14 protein-coding genes are annotated in these 17368 nt (G+C 70.6%); 13 read left to right on the plus strand and 1 reads right to left on the minus strand.

The annotated features are described in order from the left end of the window. Nucleotides 1-754 precede the first annotated feature (754 nt). From folP to OG562_RS41130, 7 genes are all read left to right on the plus strand, one after another. Nucleotides 755-1648, plus strand: coding sequence for a dihydropteroate synthase (gene folP, locus OG562_RS41100; protein ID WP_266407185.1), 894 nt, complete (start codon nt 755-757; stop codon nt 1646-1648). Between the two features lie 165 nt (nt 1649-1813). Further along, complete coding sequence (locus tag OG562_RS41105; RefSeq protein ID WP_266407187.1) at nt 1814-3157, plus strand: aminomethyl transferase family protein; 1344 nt, start codon at nt 1814-1816, stop codon at nt 3155-3157. A gap of 32 nt (nt 3158-3189) precedes the next feature. Next, entirely contained in the window at nt 3190-4062 is an 873-nt protein-coding gene (locus tag OG562_RS41110; RefSeq protein WP_266407190.1) for a methylenetetrahydrofolate reductase, read from the plus strand. Next, a complete protein-coding gene (gene purU / locus OG562_RS41115) occupies nt 4059-4964 on the plus strand; it encodes a formyltetrahydrofolate deformylase (protein ID WP_266407193.1) in 906 nt (301 codons plus the stop codon). Before OG562_RS41110 ends, purU begins: the two co-directional genes overlap by 4 nt. Nucleotides 4965-5172: 208 nt before the next feature. Further along, nucleotides 5173-6036 carry a bifunctional 5,10-methylenetetrahydrofolate dehydrogenase/5,10-methenyltetrahydrofolate cyclohydrolase gene (locus tag OG562_RS41120; protein WP_266407197.1) on the plus strand — a complete coding sequence of 288 codons (864 nt, stop codon included), beginning with the start codon at nt 5173-5175 and terminating at the stop codon, nt 6034-6036. 96 nt (nt 6037-6132) lie between these two features. After that, a complete protein-coding gene (locus OG562_RS41125; protein WP_266407200.1) occupies nt 6133-7185 on the plus strand; it encodes a chorismate-binding protein in 1053 nt (350 codons plus the stop codon). A gap of 299 nt (nt 7186-7484) precedes the next feature. After that, nucleotides 7485-8411, plus strand: a complete 927-nt coding sequence (locus OG562_RS41130; RefSeq protein WP_266407202.1) for a LacI family DNA-binding transcriptional regulator — start codon at nt 7485-7487, stop codon at nt 8409-8411. A 446-nt stretch (nt 8412-8857) separates the two neighbouring features. Here the strand turns inward: OG562_RS41130 and OG562_RS41135 are convergent, their stop codons facing one another. Continuing rightward, nucleotides 8858-10198, minus strand: coding sequence for an aminomethyl transferase family protein (locus tag OG562_RS41135; protein ID WP_266407204.1), 1341 nt, complete (start codon nt 10196-10198; stop codon nt 8858-8860). A gap of 150 nt (nt 10199-10348) precedes the next feature. Between OG562_RS41135 and OG562_RS41140 the strand changes: the two genes are divergently transcribed. From OG562_RS41140 to OG562_RS41165, 6 genes are all read left to right on the plus strand, one after another. Continuing rightward, complete coding sequence (locus OG562_RS41140; protein ID WP_266407206.1) at nt 10349-10846, plus strand: MarR family winged helix-turn-helix transcriptional regulator; 498 nt, start codon at nt 10349-10351, stop codon at nt 10844-10846. Nucleotides 10847-11018: 172 nt separating this feature from the next. Continuing rightward, entirely contained in the window at nt 11019-11903 is an 885-nt protein-coding gene (locus tag OG562_RS41145; protein ID WP_266407209.1) for a helix-turn-helix domain-containing protein, read from the plus strand. Between the two features lie 109 nt (nt 11904-12012). Beyond that, on the plus strand, nt 12013-13938 hold the full coding sequence (locus OG562_RS41150; RefSeq protein WP_266407211.1) for a maleylacetate reductase and hydroxyquinol 1,2-dioxygenase domain-containing protein: 1926 nt from the start codon (nt 12013-12015) through the stop codon (nt 13936-13938). Nucleotides 13939-13963: 25 nt separating this feature from the next. Continuing rightward, complete coding sequence (locus tag OG562_RS41155; RefSeq protein ID WP_266407214.1) at nt 13964-15727, plus strand: FAD-dependent monooxygenase; 1764 nt, start codon at nt 13964-13966, stop codon at nt 15725-15727. A 167-nt stretch (nt 15728-15894) separates the two neighbouring features. Further along, the gene (locus OG562_RS41160; protein WP_266407217.1) at nt 15895-16110 is read left to right on the plus strand and encodes a hypothetical protein; all 216 of its coding nucleotides are present in this window, start codon (nt 15895-15897) and stop codon (nt 16108-16110) included. Nucleotides 16111-16765: 655 nt separating this feature from the next. Next, a complete protein-coding gene (locus tag OG562_RS41165) occupies nt 16766-17284 on the plus strand; it encodes a helix-turn-helix domain-containing protein (RefSeq protein ID WP_266407219.1) in 519 nt (172 codons plus the stop codon). Nucleotides 17285-17368 lie beyond the last annotated feature (84 nt).

Here is a 17368-nt window from a genome sequence, read left to right on the forward strand (position 1 = left end):
AACACCCCGGCACGCACAGCCGGGGATACCTCAACGGAGGCGTGGAGAGGGGTGAACGAGCTGCCGACGAGGTACTCACCGAGCTGGGTCGTTCCTGGCCGTCCCGGTCGTCAGTCCGCGGGGCTCGGGATGCGTAGGCCTGGTGGGACGCTAGCAGAGGCCCCTCGCTTGTCGCGAGAGCGATGACTGCCCCAGATGGCGATCGGGCCTGTCCGGTCGATCACGGTGGACGACATCAGTCCTGCCTTCGTCGGCACCGGTGCGAGGGGTGTGGCGCGTGCAGCTGCAAGGCGGAGGAGTGCGTCGACGCGGTGGGGATCTATCAGGTGCTGACGGGCCTGGCCATGCTGGGCACGGTCGCCTTCACCGCGCTGTTCACCGCCGGGGTGGTGGAGGGCCCACCTGCCCCATACCGACCACGATGACGTGTCGGGAGCGTGGCAGGGTCCGCGGCCCCACCAGGCCGATCAGCCTGGGACCGAGCATCCGCTCATGCGGCTGTGTGTCGAACTACGGAGCCTGGGCGTTGCTGTCGTCGGCGTCGAACGCGACCCGCAGGCCTCCGCTGCGCGACTGGCGCGCAGCCTGGGAGTGCCCGTGATGACCGGGAACGGCAGCGACCGTCACATGCTGGAGCGCCGGCGATTCCCCCTCCCAGGACTAGAGCGATTTAGTGGTGGTCTGTATCCTCTCGGCCAAATCGATTTAGTTTCGAATCTCGCGATGGGACGCGGGGTCAAGGAGGTTGCCGCCGATGTCAACCATGGAACGCGCCGCCCTCGGGCGGTCGGGGCTCCTCGCGCCGCCGGAAGGGCTGCCGAGAGTCGGGCGCTGTCTGGTGATGGGGATCCTCAACGTGACGTCCGATTCCTTCTCCGACGGTGGCCTGTACGCGGACACCCGGCGGGCGATCGACCGCGGGCTGGAACTCGCCGCCCAGGGTGCGGACATCGTCGACGTGGGGGGCGAGTCCACCCGGCCGGGAGCGCGGCCCGTGTGCCTCGACGAGGAACTGGCCAGGGCCGTTCCGGTGGTGCGCGAACTCGCCCGGGCCGGGGTGCGGGTGAGCGTCGACACGATGCACGTACCCGTGGCCCGGGCGGCCGTCGCGGCGGGCGCGCGCCTCGTCAACGACGTCAGCGGCGGGCTGGCCGACCCGGCCATGGCGCGGACCGTCGCCGCGGCCGGCGTTGCGTATGTCGCCATGCACTGGCGTGCGCCCAGCGACGAGATGGACCGCCGCGCGGACTACCACGACGTCGTCTCCGACGTCATGGCCGAACTCGAGGCTCGTCTCCGACGATTGGCGGAGGGCGGGGTCGACCCCGCCCGCATCGTCCTCGATCCCGGACTCGGCTTCTCCAAGCGTCCCGAGCACGACTGGGCGCTGCTGGCCGGTCTGAACAGGCTGCGGGAGCTGGGTTTCCCTCTGCTGGTCGGTGCGTCGAGGAAGCGGTTCATCGGTGCGGCCCTCGCCGGGGTCGACGCGGGCGAGGGGCCGCCCGGCGGGCGTGACGTGGCGACGGCGGCCGTCTCCGCGCTCGCCGCCGTCGGGGGCGCGTGCTGTGTCCGCGTCCATGATGTTCGCGGCAGTCTCGACGCGGTGCGGATGGCGGCCGCCTATGTCGAGCACATGGAACGCACGTAAAGGTTCCGCGTTCAGCGCCTCGTGCGGTCGAGGTCGCTTTGCTAGTTTTCGCTAGATCGTTTTAGTGACACCGTGCGGTGGGTCTGGCCTGCGGGACGGTCCAACCCTTGCCGTGCACTGGATCGATGTGGATCCCCGGACGAACAGCTTGGAAAAGGAGCCGTTGTGACCATCCCCTCCCTTCAGGACGGTATCGACAAGGCCGGATCGCCGATCAACCTGCTGTGGCAGCCGAACGCCGAGCCGTGGACGCCCGAGGTGGTGGCTCGTGAGTACGCGGGCTGGCGTCAGGAGCAGGCGGCGTGGCACGAGGGCGTGGCCCTGCTCAACCTCTCGCACCACATGTACGACCTGTGGATCGAGGGCCCGGACGCCACCCGGGTGCTGGCCGACCACGGCGCCAACAACTTCGAGAAGTTCGCGATCGGGCAGGCCAAGCAGTACGTGCCGGTCACCCGGAACGGCCACCTCGTCACCGACGGGATCCTCGCCCGCGAGGGCGAGAACAGGTACCTGCTCAGCGGGATCCCGGCCGCGCAGCACTGGGTGCGGTACCACGCGGAGAAGGGCGGCTACGACGTCGGCTTCGTCACCGACCCGTCCTCCGCCTTCCGCCCGGGCGGCGGTGACCCCAAGCTGTTCCGATACCAGATCCAGGGCCCGCTGGCGACGGAACTCGTCGAGCGGGCCTTCGGCGGACCGTTGCCGGAGACCAAGTTCTTCCACTCGAGCCCGGTCACCCTCGACGGCCGCCCCCTGCGCGCCCTGCGCCACGGCATGGCCGGCCAGGCAGGCTTCGAGTTCATCGGCTCCTGGGAGCATGCCGCGTACGTCCACGAGGCGCTGCTGAAGGCGGGCGAGCCGCTCGGCCTCATCCAGGTGGGCGCCCTCGCGTACGCCACGCCCAGCGTGGAGAGCGGCTGGATCCCCTCGCCCGTACCCGGCATCTACACCGACCCGGACCTGCTGGAATACCGCAGGTACCTGCCCCTGTTCGGCATCGAGGGCAAGCGCCCGCTCAACGGCAGCCACTTCTCGGAGGACATCGCGGACTACTACGTCTCCCCGTACGAGCTGGGCTACGGCAAGTTGATCCACTTCGCGCATGACTTCGTGGGCCGGGACGCGCTGCTGAAGGCCAAGGACGGGCCGCTGCGCACCAAGGTCACCCTCGTCCTCGACGCGGACGACGTGCGCACCGTCATCGGACAGGGCAAGGACCCCGGCTTCGTCCTCTCCTATGCCCGGCACCGGGTGGAGAGCGCTTCCGGGCTGGTCGGCGTGACGATGCAGAGCGCGTCGATCGACCCGGTGGGGACCGTGCTGGCGCAGACGCTGATCGACGCCGAACAGGCCGTACCGGGCACCGAGGTGACGGTCGTCTGGGGCGAGCACCCCGGCTCCGGCACCGACCCGGAGGCCGACCTCGGCTTCCCCCGCATCCGTGCCACCGTCCAGCCCTCCCCGTTCAACCAGCACGCACGCACCCTCTACCGACGCAACCGCTGACGCCGGCCGACCGAAAAGCGAGACGAACGACGATGAACCCCGCGAGCACGGTACGAACAGCGGTCGGCACGTCACTACTCGAGGACTTCTCCCTGGAGATGACAGGGAAGGACGTCCCGAAGCTGGAGGAGGCCCGCGACAGCATCCCCCAGGGCACCAGGATCAATGTCACCTTCCTCGGCAACGAGGACCTGGAGATGCGCCTGTCGGCGGCCCGGGCGGTGAAGCGACTCGGTTTCGTGCCCGTACCGCACATATCCGCCCGCCGTCTCGGGTCGCGTGCGGACTTCGAGCGGTTCCTGGCCGGCCTGCACGCCGACGGCACCTCCGACGACGTGTTCCTCGTCGGCGGAGACCCGGCACACCCCGAGGGCCCCTACGAGGATGCGCTGTCGCTGATCGACACGGGGCTGTTGCAGGAGTACGGCGTCCGGCACGTCGGCGTCACCGGCTACCCGGAGGGCCATCCCGCGATCGACGGCGATGTGCTGTGGTCCGCGTTGCAGGACAAGCACGCGGCGCTCGCCGCCCGGCCCCTGGAGGGCGGCGTCATCACACAGTTCGGGTTCGATGTCGATCCGGTGCTCGCGTGGGTGGAGGAGGTACGGCGCCGGGGCATCGGGCTCCCGGTCAGGATCGGGGTGCCCGGTCCGGCCGGAGTGCGCCGGCTCATGGCGTACGCGTCCCGCTTCGGCGTCGGCACCAGCGCGTCCGTCGTCAGGAAGTACGGGCTCTCGCTGACCAACCTCATGGGCACCGCGGGTCCCGACCGCTTCCTGCGTGACCTCGCCATGGCGTACGACCCCGGCCGCCATGGCGAGTTGAAGATCCACTTCTATACGTTCGGCGGGCTCAGGGCCACCTCGGAGTGGGCCGCCCGCTTTCGGAAGGACAGCCTGGCATGACCCTCATGCAAGACGCCCCGGCCCGCACCGCTCCGGGCAAGGCGCTCGCCCCGCAGGCCTCGCTCATCGTGCAGGGCGCCGATGCCACGGGCATCGTCGCCGCCGTGACGTCGGTCCTCAGCGGCCACGGCGCGAACATCGTCTCCCTCGACCAGTACTCCGACAACCCGCAGGGCGGCGCCTTCTTCCAGCGCACCGTCTTCGGCCTCGACGGCCTCCGGGCCGCGCTGCCCGCCCTGCAGGCCGACCTGGACGAACACCTGGTGGGCGCCTTCGGGCTGACGTACACCCTGCGCGATCTGTCTGTCCCCAAGCGGGTCGCGATCTTCGCCTCCAAGTCCGACCACTGCCTGCTCGACCTGCTCTGGCGTCATCGGCAGGGCCAACTCCCGGTCACCGTCGCCATGGTGATCTCCAACCACCCCGATGTGGCCGAGGAGGTACGGAGCTTCGGCATCCCCTTCTTCCACGTCCCCTGCCAGGGCGCGGACAAGTCCGCCGCCGAGGCGGAACACCTCCGACTGCTTCAGGGCAACGTCGACCTCGTCGTCCTGGCCCGGTACATGCAGATCCTCTCCGGCGACTTCATCCATGCCGTCGGTGCGCCGATCATCAACATCCACCACTCCTTCCTGCCCGCCTTCATCGGCGCCGGACCGTACGCCAAGGCCAAGGAACGGGGCGTGAAGCTGGTGGGAGCCACCGCCCACTACGTCACCGAGAACCTCGACGAGGGCCCGATCATCGAGCAGGACGTCGTCCGCGTCACCCACGCCCACACGGCGGCCGACCTCACCCGCCGGGGCGCCGACGTGGAACGCGCGGTGCTCTCCCGCGCCGTGCTGTGGCACGCCGAGGACCGGGTGATCCGCAACGGCAACCACACCATCGTCTTCGCCTGACAGGAGCATTCGCCCGGTGTGGGACGGACGGTCCCGTCGTGCGCCGAGTCCCATCGGGCCGACCGTCGGCCGCTACGACGACTGACGGTCGGCCCGGTACCGGCGCCGTGAGGCCGTGGTCACGCCGACCGCACGCAGCACGCCTCACCCTCACCCTCGCCCTCACCCGGGTGAATCGTTCCGCATGACAAGAAAGCGGTCCGTCACCATGACAACCACGATCGACGGCGCCGGGATCGCCCAGCGGATCCGCGCCCGGGTCGCCAAGGAGGTCGCCACGGCTGCGGGTTCGGGACGAGTTCCCGGGCTGGCGACCGTCCTCGTCGGCGACGATCCGGCCAGCGCCGTGTACGTCGCCGCCAAACGACGCGCCGTCCGGGAGGCCGGCATGCGCGACTTCCACCGCCACCTGCCCCGGCACGCCACGCAGGACGAGGTGGCCGCGGTGATCGACGAGCTCGCCGCTGACCCGCAGGTCTCCGGCATCCTGCTCCAACTCCCGCTGCCCCGCCACCTGGACGCGGCCACCCTGATCGACCGCATCCCCGTCACCAAGGACGTCGACGGCCTCACCACCGCCAGCCTCGGTCGCCTCGCCCGGGGCGAGCGGGGGCTGCGCCCCTGCACGCCCAGCGGTGTCGTCGAACTGCTCGACGCGGAGGGCATTCCCCTCCGGGGCGCCCACGTCGCCGTCGTGGGCTGGGGTGAACTCGTCGGAAAACCCCTGACCCAGCTGCTGCTGCGGCGCGGGGCGACCCTGTCGGTCGCGCACGAACACACCACCGATCTCGCGGCGGTCACCCGGCCCGCCGACATCGTCGTGGTCGCCACCGGCGTGCGCGGGCTCGTCGGCCCCGAACACGTCGCTCCCGGCGCCGTCGTCATCGACGTCGGTATCCACCGCACGCCCTCGGGCCTGGCCGGCGACGTCCGCTCCGACGAACTCGACGGCATCGCCGACCGCATCACCCCCGTTCCCGGTGGGGTGGGCCCGATGACCATCGCCATGCTCATGGTCAACACGCTGCGTGCCGCCCAATGGCGTGCCGAACACGAGGCCGCCGTGGCGTAGGGCGCTCCGCAAGCGTTCCAGATGTTCCTCGACGGCACCGCACCACACAGAAGGCCGCACCACACAGAAGTGCGCACCGCACAGGAGGCGCGCGGAATGCACCTGCCCCCTCCCACGGCCCTGCTCGGCGGACATCTCGCCACCGGTCTCGTCGACGTCGCCAGCGATCCCTCGGCCCTCGAATCCAAGGGCTTCTGGGCCGTGGCAGCCGACTTCGAGGGCCGGCTGACATGCGCCCGCTTCCGCGACGTACGGCGGACCGAGCAGCGTGACCTTCCCGCGGCGCCGTGGCACGGACCGCGCGCCGACGCCTGGTCCACCTCGCTCGACCGCCGCGCCTACCAGAACGGCGTGACACGCATCCGCGAACACATCGCGGCCGGCGCGGTCTACCAGGCCAACCTGTGCCGGGTGCTGTTCGCTCCCGTGGAGACGGGCGCCGACGTCGGGGCGCTGGCCGGCTCGCTGGCACGGCACAACCCGGCGCCGTACGCAGGCTTCGTCCGCCTCCCGCGGCACGGCGTGGAGGTCGCCACCGCCTCCCCGGAGCTCTTTCTCCGTCGCGACGGAGGCGAGGTCACCTCGGGGCCCATCAAGGGAACCGGCCGCACCGAGGCGGATCTGCTGGAGAAGGACCACGCGGAGAACGTGATGATCGTGGACCTGGTCCGCAACGACCTCGGCCGCGTCTGCGTCCCCGGCTCCGTGACCGTGCCGGACCTGTGCGCCGTCGAGAAGCATCCGGGACTCGTCCATCTCGTGTCCACGGTGCGGGGGCGACTGCGCGACGGGCTGGGCTGGCCCGAACTGCTGGCGGCGACGTTCCCGCCCGGTTCGGTCACCGGGGCGCCCAAGGAGAGCGCCCTGAAGATCATCGAAACCTTGGAGACGTCCCCACGGGGCCCCTACTGCGGTGGCATCGGCTGGGTCGACGCCGACCGCGGCCGCGGTGAACTGGCGGTCGGCATCCGCACCTTCTGGATCGACAGCGCCGAGGGACTCCTGAAGTTCGGCACGGGAGCCGGCATCACCTGGGGCTCGGATCCCGAGCGGGAGTGGCTGGAAACCGAACTGAAAGCGAGCCGACTGCTGGCCATAGCGTCGGCGGACAGCGGGGGCCGCCTCGGCTGGACGCGGGCCGCGCACTGAGGGGAAGCAGCACGCGGCCCGCGCGTTTCGGGGCGGGCGGCGGCTCAGCCGGCCCGGCGGCAGCGACGGCGGGCGTGATCGTCGTACGGCGTCGCATGCACGGTGGCGCGGACGCGGGGGAAGCCGACAGTGCGAACTGAATCGATCTAGTGACCGATGGGAGAGTGGTGCGAGGAACTGGAACGATCTAGTCGCGTAGGCTAGCGCCTGATGCTTAATCGTTCTAGAGGTCGGACACCACTTCTGGTGACACCGCTCGTGAAAGGGCGCGTGGTTCGACAGGGAAGGAGTGGGCCGGCATGGGCCGTTCTGGCCGCGTGACGTTGAGCGACGTGGCCAAGGCGTCCGGAGTGTCGCGGGCGACGGTGAGCTTCGTGCTGAACGACGACCCACGGCAGACCATCTCCACGGCCACCCGGGAGCGGGTGATGGAGGCCGCCCAGGACCTGGGATACGTCCCGCACGGCATCGCCCGCGCCCTGCGCGAGGGCTCGTCGCGCATCGTCGTGCTCTATGTCGACCGGGGTATGGAGGGCAACTTCTCCCGAAGCTATGTCCGGGGCCTGGACGAGGAACTGGCCGAACACGACCACGTCCTTCTCGTCCGGCACGGGTACGCGGCACCCGAGACCACGCAGAAGATCCTCGACGCCATCGTGCCGCGCGCGGTGCTCAGGCTGGGCGAGGTCTACATGCGGGGACACGAGCCGGACGAGCAGGACTGGGAGAACGGGTTCGCCGCCAATGCCGCGCTGCAGATCGGCTACCTCGCCGAACGGGGACACACCCGGATCGCGATGGCCCTGCCCGACCACGACTTCCCGCTGACCGAGGCCCGGCTCGGATTCGCCCAGGAGGCCGCCCGGCGGCTGGGACTACCGCCCCTGGAGCGGTTCGTCGTGCCGAGGCCCCGGGCGGCCGGCACCGCCGCGGTCGAGGCGTTCCGGGCGGCTCACTCGGAGGTGACCGCTCTGGCCGCCTTCGACGACGACATCGCGCTGCGCAGCCTCACGGCCCTGAAGGATCTGGGGCTGCGGGTGCCCGAGGACATGGCCGTGATCGGCTTCGACGAGACCGAGTACGGCTCCCTGTCCTCGCCCGCGCTCAGCACCGTCCACATCGACGCGGAGATTCTGGGGCGGCTCGCCGCCCGGGGCGCCCTCGGCATCGACCTGGGCGGCCTGGCCCCGGTGCTCGGCAGGATCGTGGTCCGCGCGTCGGCGTGAGTGCCCGTCGGTGGGCCGGACAGGTCCTAGCCGACGCGGGCGGGGGCGGTTCCGTCGGCCCACGCGGCGTCAGCAATGGATGCGGCGCGCAGAGCGTCGCCCGGTGCAGCGAGCCGAGAGTGTTGCCCGGGTCGCTCGGCGCCTCGGGCGGTTGGTGGCCCGTGTCCGGGAGGAGCTGGGCGGCCGGGTTCCGCGCCATACGCTCGCCCTGGCCGGGCAGGGCCGCCGGAGAAGCCGCGCTCGGTCCTGCCGCCGACGGCCGCGCCGGTTCTTCCGGTGGTCCGTCCGTGTGTACGCCGACTCGGCCTCGTAGTCGCCACGCTCGGCGTGGTCCGCCACCCGGTGGTGGACCGGCGGCACTCCGCTCGGCACAGGCCGCTCAGGCCTCGCCGACGACGCGCCCACCCGCGCTCTGCGCCGGACCTCCCACGTCCCGCTCGGCCCCGTCAGAGCTTGTTCGGGAAGGGCCGCGACATGACGGTGCCGCGCACACGGGTCTGGGTGTGGCGCTCCACGGCCGGGTTCGGTGAGCCGCCGTTCGGTTCGCCCCACACGATCTCCACCTGGTCGCCCACCGCGGCGGCCGGGTCGATCGTGCCGAGCGAGATCCAGCCGCGCACGTTCGAGGAGTACGCGGTGAGCATGGCCGAGCCGACGAGTTCGCCGTCCTTCTCGACGCGGTCGAACTGGCAGGCGGTGTAGAACGCGGCCGGCATCTCCAGGTACTTGAAGCGCTGGTCGCCCGGCTCGTGCATGCTGGCGAAGATCTTCGTCACGTCCTCGCGGTCCCAGAGCACCCAGGCCTTGCGGCGGTGCGGCTGGTCCTTGATCGCCTCGAGTCCCGCCCGCCCGACGAAGTCGTGGTCGAACTTGAGGATGTGGCCGTAGCCGAGGTCCCAGGGGGTGAGGTAGTAGTCCTCGATGCGGTCGGCGACATGACTGCCGCCGAGAGCGAGGCTGCCCTCGAACGAGCGTGCCGGCATCCACTCCCGGAACGCCTTCATGTCCTCGCCCGTGTAGGTCGCGGGCAGCGTGTTCGCTATCCATCCGGACTCGGTGGCCACCGAGGCGTAGGCGCGGGCGCCCACGAGGCGCAGGCCGTACTCGGCGCCGGCCTCCACGATGACGTCGCGCACGGCTTCGGAGTTCGCGAACGGCCCGGTGAACTCGTAACCGGGGAAGCCGGACATCCGGTGGTTGAGCGCGGTGACCTCGTAGGCGCCGACCTTGAAGCCTCCCATGTGGAAGAACGGGATGTCGGGCATCGGGCCGCCGTTGACCTTCTCGAAGATCGCCGCGGCGTGTGGGCCCTGCAACTGGAACCGGAACAGCTCCCGGCCCTTCGGGTTGTTCACGGTACGTTCGTCCCGCCGCACGGTCACGTCCCAGTCGCCGGTCTCCGCGTGGAACTGGACCCAGTTGAGGGCCGGCGGGCGGCCGACGACGCGGACGTTGCGATCGCCGACGCAGAACAGGATGCAGTCGCCGATCATGTAGCCGTCCGGGCGGACGGTGATGAGCTGCTTGGCGCTGCCCGGGCCGAAGCCCTGGAAGCTGTTGGCCCCGAGGTGTTCCAGCAGGCTGTACGTGTCGGGTCCCTGCACGACGAGATCCGGCATGTGGTGCGACAGGTCCATCAGCGCGGCGCTGCCCCGCCACGCCTCCTGCTCGTCGCGCCAGTTGCTGTACTCGGCCTTGATCGGGAACGGGTACGCACCGGAGCGCCCCTGACGGAGCAGGCTGAGCGCCCCTCCAGCGTTGCTGATCTCTTCTTCCAGACTGGGCATGGCCATCCTCCCACTCGCCGGTGCACAGCCTCGTCGCTGTGCGGGCCCAAGCTATATCAGACAACTGAAAAGATTGAAGGTGTCTGAAACAATGTCGTCGGAGGGAGGCAGGAGGGAGAATGGTGCTCCCAAGGGTCCAGGAGGGTGTCGATGTCATCGGTGACAGGTGGGGCGGTACCCGCGTGGCAGGACGCATTGCCTCATGCGCTCTGGCGCGCCCAGCAGGCCGTGCACCGCCGCCTGCAGACCGCACTCGACGGTCTGGACGTCACCCCGACCCAGCTCGGACTCGCCGTCCACCTCGACGAACTCGGCGCGATGTCGGCCTCGGACCTGGCCCGCCTCTTCCGCCTCACACCGCAGAGCGTGACGACGGCGCTCGCCCAGCTGGAGCGCCTCGGCTGGATCCGGCGACTGCCGCATCCCGTGCACAAACGCATCATCCTCAACGAGCTCACGGAGACCGGCCTCACGGGCGTCGCCGACGGCCGCGCGCGTGTCACCGAGATCGACCGTTTCTTCGCCGAGATCCTCGGCGACGACGGGAGGGGCGAGGCCGTGGCCTGGCTGCAGAAACTGACCGTCGCACTGGAAGGGGAGGACCCTCCGCCCGCGGGCACATGGCCGGTGAACCGTGGCGCGTCGTGACAGATCGCCGACGAAGGCCGGGGTGTCCGGGGCGAGAGCCGCAGACGGGTCTTCTCCCTGGGAGGCCCGCCCCAGGGAGAAGTGCCGTACACCCTCACCGCCAAACACGAGGGCATCGCCATTCGCACAGGTCTGTGAAACGCTCTTGCCGACAACGGAGTTGGAGGTGCCCATGACGCTGCGCGAGTTGGGGGTCGGGGACACCGTCGGGATCCTCGAACAGCCGTGGGTGCATCCGGTCCGGACGAGCCGGGGGCTCGGCTGGGAAGGGCTGTATCTCTCCGTCCAGGCCGAGCGGCCGTACCGGGAAGCCTTCGACGGCGCGCCCAGCCACCTGCTGATCCTGCATCTGGACGGCCCCGTCACCGTACGCCGTGGTCGTCGGAGGCTCACGGACGAGCAGGCAGTCCCGCCCGGCGGTCTGTTCCTGCACCCCGCGGACACCGAGCTGGACGTCGAGCTCGGCGGCCCGCTGTGCACGATCCACTTGTATCTCTCCGACGAGGCCCTGCAACGCGCCGCGGGCGGCGACCGGCCGGTGCGGCTCGCCGAGGAGTTCGGCGTCACCGACCCTCTGCTGGGACAACTGGTCCTGGCCCTCGACGAAGCCGTGCGCGACTGGGAGCCGGCCGGCCGTACCTACGTCGACCAGCTCGGCGCCACCGTCGCCGCGCAACTGGCCCGACGCCACAGCGTCCGGGTGCAGGACCCCGGTCAGGCCCACCGCCTCGCGTCCCTCACGGACCGGCAGTTCGCCACCGTGCGCGAGCTGATGGACGTCCGGCTCGCCGAACCGCTCCCCCTGGAGGATCTGGCGGGCAGCGTCGGGCTGAGCGTCAGCCGGTTCGCGCGGTTGTTCAAGGCCCGCACCGGCCTGCCTCCCCACCGCTACCTGATGCGGATGCGTGTGGAGCGGGCCGCGCGGCTGCTGCGCACCTCCCGGACTCCGATCGCCGACATCGCGGCCATGTGCGGCTTCTCCCACCAGGAACACCTCACGCGGGTCCTCCGCGCACACATGGGCATGACCCCCGCCGCGCTGCGCCGATCGGGCTGACCCACGCCTCTTTCGTGCAGCCCGGTCAGCGCGATCGTGCAGGAGATCCTCAGGCCCCAACGCCGAGAATGCGGGGAGACGGGGAGCCGCGAGGACCGGAGAGAGCCACATGCGGGAATTCGTGTACGCCAGCCATTCCTCAAGGGTTGTCTTCGGTGCCGGAACGTTGCAACGCCTTCGCGCGGAGGTCGAGCACGTCGGCGGCACCCGCGCCCTGATCCTCACCACTCCCCGGCAGGCCTCTCTCGCGGCGCTGGCTCGGGACGAGCTGGGCCCCCTGGCGGCAGGTGAGTTCACCGGAGCCGCGATGCACACTCCGGTCGATGTGACCGAGCGGGCACTGGCGGTTCTCCGGGACGTGGACGCCGACTGCCTGGTGGCGCTGGGCGGGGGATCGACCACCGGCCTGTCCAAGGCCCTCGCCGTGCGCACCGGTCTGCCGCAGGTCGTCGTGGCGACGACGTACGCCGGATCCGAGGTCACACCGGTGCTGGGGGAGACCGAGAACGGAGTGAAGACCACCCGCTCGTCCCCCTCGATCCTGCCGGAGACCGTCGTCTACGACGTGAACCTCACCCTGGGACTGCCGGTGCCCCTCACCGTCACCAGCGGTGTCAACGCCATGGCCCATGCGGTGGAGGCGCTGTACGCACCGCAGTCCAACCCCGCGACCGACGCGCTGGCGCTCCGTTCGATCTCGCTCTTGGCCGGGGCACTCCCGCGGATCGCCGCCGACCCCGGCCACCCGGCCGCCCGCGCCGAGGCGCTGGAAGCGGCGTGGCTCGCCGGCACCTGCCTCGGTACGGTCGGCATGGCCCTGCACCACAAGCTGTGCCACACCCTCGGCGGCTCCTTCGGCCTGCCGCACGCCGAGACGCACACCGTCGTGCTCCCGCACGCCATGGCCTACAACGCACCCTCCGCCCCCGAGGCGATGCGCCGCATCGCGGACGCGCTCGGCGCCGCCGACGCGCCCACCGCCGTGTACGACCTCGTCGCCTCGCTCGGCGGCCCGCTCTCCCTGCGCGACCTCGGCCTGGCGCAGACCGACCTTCCCCGCGCCGTCGACCTCGCCACAGCCACGCCGTACCCCAACCCCCGGGAAGTGACCCCCGAGGGAATGTCCGCCCTGCTCCGCGAGGCATGGGCAGGCCGTCGCCCGGCGTCGGCGGAACCGCTCGCGGAGACGCTGCGCATCCTGCTCGACCAGGTCACGGCCAGTTTCGAGGGAAGTCACGACCCGCGCGTACAACAGCTGCTCACCGACCTGGTGCGCCGTCTGCACGGGTTCGTCGCCGACAACGACCTCACCGACGACGAATGGCGCCACGCCATCGACTTCCTCACCCGCACCGGCCAGTTGTGCGGGCCGACCCGGCAGGAGTTCATCCTGCTCTCCGACACCCTGGGCGTGTCCAGCGCCGTCGATGTGCTCACCAACTCCCGTACCGCCCACTCCACGCCCTCCGCCGTGCTCGGACCGTTCTACGTCGAGGGGCCACCCCCACGGGACAGCGGCGACGACATCGCCGAAGGCCTCGACGGAGCCCCGCTGTACGCGGACGTGCGGATCACCGACATCGAGGGCGCCCCCGTCGCCGACGCCGTCGTGGACGTCTGGCAGTCCAACGCCGACGGTTTCTACGACGTGCAACTGCCGGATCTGGAAGGGCCCGTGCTGCGCGCCCGCTTCCGCTCCGACGCCGTGGGCAGGCTCACCTTCTGGTCGATCCTGCCCTGCGAATACCCCATCCCGGACGACGGGCCCGTCGGACGGATGCTGAAGGCCACCGGGCGTCACCCCTACCGGGCCCCGCACCTGCACTTCATGATCAGCGCTCCCGGGATGCGCACCCTGATCACGCAACTGTTCGTCGCGGGAGGCGCGTACATCGACGGCGACACCGTCTTCGGGGTCAAGGAGGCGCTCGTCGTCGACTACCCCGAGCACAAGGGGCCCACCCCCGACGGCCGTTCCCTCGACGGCTCCTGGCACTCGCTCGACTACACCTTCCGCCTCGCCCGCACCGCATAGCGCCGACCTGTTCCAGGAGAGACATATGAGTCCCAAGGACACCTTCGACGCCGACGTGCTGGTCGTCGGCACCGGACCGGCCGGCGGGGCGGCTGCCCTCCTGCTGGCGACGTACGGCGTCCGCGTCACGCTGATCAACAAGTACGGGTGGGTGGCCAACACCCCCCGCGCGCACATCACCAACCAGCGCACCCTGGAGGTGCTGCGCGACCTCGGGGTCGAGGAGGAGGCACTGGCCGCGGGAACGCCGCAGCACCTGATGGGCGACACGGTCTTCTGCACCTCCATCGCGGGGGTCGAGATCGGCCGGATCCGCACCTGGGGCACCGGCGACGACCGGCTCAGCGAGTACACCGCCGCGAGTCCCTCGCCCATGACCGATCTGCCGCAGACCTACCTGGAGCCGATCCTGGTGTCCAACGCCGCCAAGCGCGGCGCGACCGTCCGCTTCGACACCGAGTTCCTGAGCCTGGAGCAGGACGAGCACGGCGTCACCGCCCGCCTCCGCGACCGGGTGCGGGGCGACGAGTACACCCTGCGGGCCCGTTACGTGATCGGCGCGGACGGCAGCCGCAGCCAGGTCGCCGAGGAGATCGGCCTGCCCGTCGCCGGGCAGGACAGCAAGGCCGGCAGCATGAACATCGTCTTCAAGGCCGACCTCAGCGCCTTCGTCGCGCACCGGCCCAGCGTCCTGTACTGGGTGCTGCGGCCCGGTGCGGCGACCGGCGGCATCGGCATGGGGCTGGTGCGCATGGTCCGCCCCTGGAACGAGTGGCTGATCACCTGGGGGTACGACATCGATCAGCCGCCGCCGGACATCGACGGGGCCGAAGCCCGCCGCATCGTCCACGACCTCGTCGGTGACGACACGATCGACGTGGAGATCACCTCGGCGTCGCTGTGGACCGTCAACCACAGCTACGCGACGAGCTACTCGTCCGGGAGGGTCCTCTGCGCCGGGGACGCCGTCCACCGGCACCCGCCGTCCAACGGCCTCGGCTCCAACACCTCGGTGCAGGACGCGTACAACCTGGCCTGGAAGCTCGCCCTGGTCCTGAACGGGCAGGCGGGCGAAGGACTGCTCGACACCTACACCGCCGAGCGCGCCCCGGTCGGCAAGCAGATCGTCGACCGGGCCAACCTGAGCCGCGACCAGTTCGCCCCGGTCTTCCGGGCCCTGGGGATCGGCGACGCCACCGACGACGACGGCATCGCGCGGGCCGTCGCCGCTTCCAGGGCGCCGGACACCGAGGGCGCGAAGCGCCGCGCCGAACTGGACGAGGCGGTCCGCCTCAAGCACTACGAGTTCAACGCCCATGGCGTCGAGCTCAACCAGCGGTACGCGTCCACCGCCGTGATCGACGACGGCAGCCCGGCCGAGGAATGGCCGCGCGACCCGGAGCTTTACCACCAGCCCACCACCCGCCCGGGGGCGAAGCTCCCGCATGCCTGGCTGATCGACGCGGCGGGCCGCCGGATCTCCACCCTCGACCTGGTGGGCAAGGGCGGGTTCACCGTGCTCACCGGCCTGTCCGGCGGAGTCTGGGAGGCCGCCGCCCGACGGTGTGCCGAGCGGCTGGGCATCCCGCTCAAGGCGCTGCGCATCGGCGGCGAAGAAGCCCAGGACGCCTACGGAGCCTGGCACGCCGCCCGGGAGACCGACGAGGACGGCTGTCTGCTGATCCGCCCCGACGGCCATGTCGCCTGGCGGCGCACTTCGGCCCCGGGCAGCGAGACGGACGCGGAGTCGGCGCTGCACGAAGCCCTGACAGCGGTCCTGCACCGCTGACCGGAAACGTGCTTCCGGCTCAGGATCACCGTACGGAACCGGGTGCGAGCCGCCGGTCGGGCCTTGCGGACCGACGCGGTGCGCCGGGTACGCGAGCTGTGGGCGCCATGACCTGTTCACGGCTCCGCCGGTCCGTGGGCGCCGGTCGCGCGGCAGCAGGCTCGCCCGTGGCGGGCGAGGTGCCGGGCGGGCTGCTCAGCTGCGATGGAGGGGGCGGCCGGTCGGCGGCGGTCGCTGCCCGGGTGACGCCCACCGGCGTCCCGGGCCGACTCGGCGAGGTGGACACCTTGGCGCACTGGCGGGCTCTGACCGTCCTGGGGACGGCCCAGTTCCTGATGGTTCTGGACACGTCCGTCATGAAGTTCACCACCGAGCCGCTCTGACCTGGGGTAATGCGGTCACCGGCGTCTCTGACCTGCGTAGTGCTGCTGTAGCCACGCTGAGTGACTGCCGCAGGCCCGGGCAGGGGCCCACCGGCAGGTTCTTCGTCTGCTGGTGGTACAGCGGCAGCGCATCGCTGACCTGCGCACATGGCAGCCGGTGGACAGCTCGGCGGAGTCGTTGGCCCGGGCATGGTCCGGATCTTGATTTGCCCGGGGGCCGCCCGGTGGCGGTAGCGGTCGGGGCCTGCGGCAATCGCTCGTACTCCCGGCCAGACAGCGGCGCCGGCCACACTGCCCTGCACATTGAAGCCCGCACGCTGCTCTCGCAGGGCGGCAATCCGCCGGTCGCGGCCGCAGGTAGTGGCCAAGCTGCTCTGATAAGTCGGTCCCGCCTGGCACATGTCGTAGAGGCGTCTCTGGGCGTCCAGCTGGTCCAGGGCGGGCGCGTAAGTCCAGGTCGGAGCCCTGTGACAAGCAAGCGTCCATGGGGCTCGTGACACGGACGTGACAGAAGATGCGCAGCGGATCCCCTGTGTGCAGCGACGGTATTGGGGGAGCGCCTTGTCATCGGAATTGGGCGAACGACTGCCCGGCTGGACGCTGTGCGCTTGAGTGACCTGATGGTGGGCTGACCGCCGCTCCGACGGAAGTGGGTGTGGGTGGCTGGTCGGAGATCACGAGCACGGAGTGCCCCATCGCGCGTTCGAGCGCGGTGATCGGGGACCGCTGGACGCTGGTGATCATGCGGGAGCTGACGATGGGGAATCGTCGCTTCGACTCGCTGCAGGTCCAGACGCTGGCTTCGCCGCAGATGCCGACCAATCGCCTCAAGCGGCTGGAGGCCGACGGCATGCTCGAACGCCGCGCCTACAGCGTGAAACCCCGCCGCTACGAGTACCACCTGACCGCCAAGGGCGAGGCCTTCGCCTCGGTGCTGCTCGCCCTGCGGGCATGGGGCGAGACGTGGTGCAAGGAGCCCGGGGAAGGGATCGCCGTCCATCACGTCCACAAGACATGCGGTCGCGAGGTGGGTCTGAGCGGCACCGTGTGTGAAGGGTGCGGCAAGCCCTTCACCATGGACGAAGTGACCGCTGAACTCAGCGCGGCCTTCGCACGCGAACGCGAGGACAGGAGCACAGCCGCCAGCCAGGACGCCGAAACCCGCCCAACCTGACCTCCCGTTTCTGGGGACGGCTGACTCCGGGCGGACATAACCAAGCGCCTTACTGACCTGGGCCGATGAGCCTTGCTGAGGGGT

Source organism: Streptomyces sp. NBC_01275 (assembly GCF_026340655.1).
In the GTDB taxonomy this organism is placed as follows: domain Bacteria; phylum Actinomycetota; class Actinomycetes; order Streptomycetales; family Streptomycetaceae; genus Streptomyces.